This is a genomic window from uncultured Anaerococcus sp. (genome assembly GCF_937934665.1).
GTDB lineage: Bacteria > Bacillota > Clostridia > Tissierellales > Peptoniphilaceae > Anaerococcus.
The window spans coordinates 1-2977 of record NZ_CALGYW010000096.1 but is presented as its reverse complement, the minus strand read 5'-3'; the positions used below and the strand labels follow the sequence as shown (position 1 = coordinate 2977).

At 34.9% G+C, this 2977-nt stretch carries 4 protein-coding genes; all 4 read right to left on the bottom strand.

What is annotated here, in order from left to right:
• Window positions 1–277 precede the first annotated feature (277 nt).
• The 4 genes from Q0410_RS05250 to rpsD all read right to left on the bottom strand — a co-directional run bounded on the left by Q0410_RS05250 (window position 278) and on the right by rpsD (window position 2911).
• Window positions 278–466, bottom strand: a complete 189-nt coding sequence (locus Q0410_RS05250) for a hypothetical protein (RefSeq protein ID WP_299033845.1) — start codon at window positions 464–466, stop codon at window positions 278–280.
• A 519-nt stretch (window positions 467–985) separates the two neighbouring features.
• Window positions 986–1327, bottom strand: coding sequence for a 50S ribosomal protein L17 (rplQ, locus tag Q0410_RS05245; protein ID WP_299033842.1), 342 nt, complete (start codon window positions 1325–1327; stop codon window positions 986–988).
• An 8-nt stretch (window positions 1328–1335) separates the two neighbouring features.
• Window positions 1336–2286, bottom strand: a complete 951-nt coding sequence (locus Q0410_RS05240; protein ID WP_299033840.1) for a DNA-directed RNA polymerase subunit alpha — start codon at window positions 2284–2286, stop codon at window positions 1336–1338.
• Window positions 2287–2317: 31 nt separating this feature from the next.
• On the bottom strand, window positions 2318–2911 hold the full coding sequence (gene rpsD / locus Q0410_RS05235) for a 30S ribosomal protein S4 (RefSeq protein ID WP_299033836.1): 594 nt from the start codon (window positions 2909–2911) through the stop codon (window positions 2318–2320).
• Between the last annotated feature and the right edge of the window lie 66 nt (window positions 2912–2977).

The window sequence follows — 2977 nt, the reverse complement described above, 5'->3', positions numbered from 1 at the left end:
AACTTGGATATTATTTCTTTCTATCATGGATGCTTCTTTTAAAGGCTTGTTTTCCTCTTTTCTCTACACTACCATTCTTTTTTCTTTTGCCTTTTATTGGTAGAAGTTTTACTTCTAAAGTCCCATCTTTAAATCTTCTGTAGAGTGTTCTTGAACTCAATGATAGTTTTGTTTCACCCCTGCCTACTATTACATCAGGTGTCCATCCTTTATTTACTTTGTCAAGAACATAATCATATTCTTCATCGCTTAATTGCTTAGTTTTGGCTCCACATTTTTACTTGTTTTTCTTGTAGTTTTCATAGTATTCTTGTATAGTTGAACCTTTTTTTAACCAATTTATTACGTTGTATATGGTTTGTCTTGCCCTTGATAGGTATTTTGCTATATTTGTAACTTTTTCTCCAGATTTATAGTATTGCTCTATCCAAATTAACTCTTTTATGATAAGATTATTGTAAGCCATTATGATACTCCTTAATGTTTTCGTGTAATTTAAGTGTATCATAAATGGCTTTTTATTTCATTTAAAAGTGTCTAGCTTAATTTCACTATCCAAGTTTCAAAATATTTTGAATCCTTAATTTCTAATTGGTAATACATATATTCTCCGGATTGTCTTATTAAATGTATTATCCAATTTAGTTTTTATATGTACATTTATATTTGATCACTTTTGTACATTCTTATTTTAGCATTTACAGTCTTTGCTACCTTTGACTAGCTTGCCCACCTGTTACGCCTTGTATTCTGTTCCTGTTCGTCAAGGCACGATTTCGCTATTGCATCTTCTCTCCTACACGTCGCCGTGTAAAACTTGCAAGTCGCTATGGGATTCGTCAACAACCACGATACTTAGGGAATTTACAACTCAGCATTAGAACATGGCCGTCATACAAGAAAAAACACCCCTTAAGGGGTGCCCTTTATTTAAATTATAATCTAAATAAACCAAGCCCATAGCCGCGAAAATGGGCTTATTAGCTTAAACTAGCTCGATGATAGCGCGTTCTGATCCGTCGCCTCTTCTTGGTCCTAGTTTTAGTACTCTTGTGTATCCACCGTTTCTGTCTTCGTATTCTGGTGCGATTTCAGAAAATAGTTTTTGTACAAGTTTTGGCTCGTAAAGATAGCTTGCTGCTTGTCTTCTTGTGTGAAGTGTGTTTCTCTTACCTAGAGTTATCATTTTTTCTGCCATTTTTTGAGTTTCTTTGGCTCTTGATAAGGTAGTTTCTATTCTGCCGTGTTCAAATAATGAACCCACTAGGTTTCTTAGCATAGCATCTCTATGGTCTGTTCTTCTACCAAGTTTTCTTTTGCCTGCCATATTTCCTCCTATTCATCTTTTAGGGAAAATCCAAGATCATGGATTTTGTCTATTACTTCAGTTAATGATTTCTTTCCGAAGTTTTTGATTGTCTTTAGTTCTGATTCTGGAACTTCAATTATATCAGCCACTGTATTGAAGCCTGCTCTTTTTAGGCAGTTAAATGATCTTAATGATAGGTCTAACTCTTCTATAGTTTTTTCTAGATCTTCATTAATATCTTCTTCTACGTCTTCTTCTTCTACTTCGACTTCTTCTGGTGGGAATGTCTTTCCAGGTAGTTCTTTGAAGAAGGAGAAGTTGTCCATTAAGATTGATGAACCTTCTGCTAGGGCTTCTTGTGGAGTTACTGTTCCATTTGTCCATACTTCTATGATTAGCTTATCATAGTCTGTTGATTCTCCTACCCTGGTGTTTTCAACTGTGAAGTTTACTTTTTCTACTGGGGTGAAGGATGAATCTATAGCGATAGTTCCAATAGGATCTTTTTCATCTTTGTTCTCTTCAGATATCCTATAGCCATTTCCATTTGTAACATCCATTGCTATTAGTAGCTTACTTTTATCGTTTACTGTTGCTATATAATGGTCTGGATTGGCTATTTCAACTAAGGCATCTTCTTTTATATCTTTGGCTGTTACTATCTTTGGTCCTTCAATTTCTAGAAATAAGGTTACATCTTCGTCTGAATGTTTTTTTACATTTAGACCCTTGATGTTTAGTATTATTTCAGGAACGTCTTCAACCACTCCATCAATTATAGAAAATTCATGAAGTACTCCATCGATTAGTATTTTTGAGACGCTAGAACCAGGTAAGGATGATAAAAGCACCCTTCTCATGCTGTTCCCAATGGTTGTACCATATCCTCGCTCAAGTGGATATAGGGCGAATTTTCCATAGTGGTCTTCTTCGTTTATATCCAATATTTCTATATTTGTTTCTATTTTATCGATCATGGTAGCTCCTTAGTTCTAACTATTATTTAATCTACTTAGAGTAGAACTCTACTATCATACGTTCTTCAACAGGTATGTCGATTTCTTCTCTTGTTGGGAACTTTTCTACTTTTACTTTTAGGTTTTCTATATCGCTATCTAACCATTCAACTACACCAAATGATGCATTTACTTCTTTGATGGCTTTAAATAGTGTGTTTGTTCTAGATTTTTCTCTAACTTCGATAACATCGCCTTCTTCTACTAGGTATGATGGGATGTCTACTTGCTTACCATTTACGAGTAGGTGACCGTGTGTTACGATTTGTCTTGCTTCTCTTCTTGTTCTTGCAAGGCCTGATCTAAATGCTATATTGTCAAGTCTTCTTTCACAAAGGATTATAAGTTGTTCACCTGTTTGACCCTTCATTCTGCTTGCCTTGTCATAGTAGCCTCTAAATTGTTTTTCACTTACGCCGTAAATAAATTTAGCTTTTTGTTTTTCTCTTTGTTGCATACCATATTCAGATAGTTTGCTTCTTCTTCTTGGAAGAGCTCTATTTGAAGAACCTGTGTATCCTAGGTAGGCTGGAGAAATTCCTAAAGCTCTAGCTTTTTTGTATACTGGATCTTTGCTTACTGCCATAATATCTCCTTATTAAACTCTTCTTCTCTTTGGTGGTCTACATCCATTGTGTGGAATTGGTGTTAC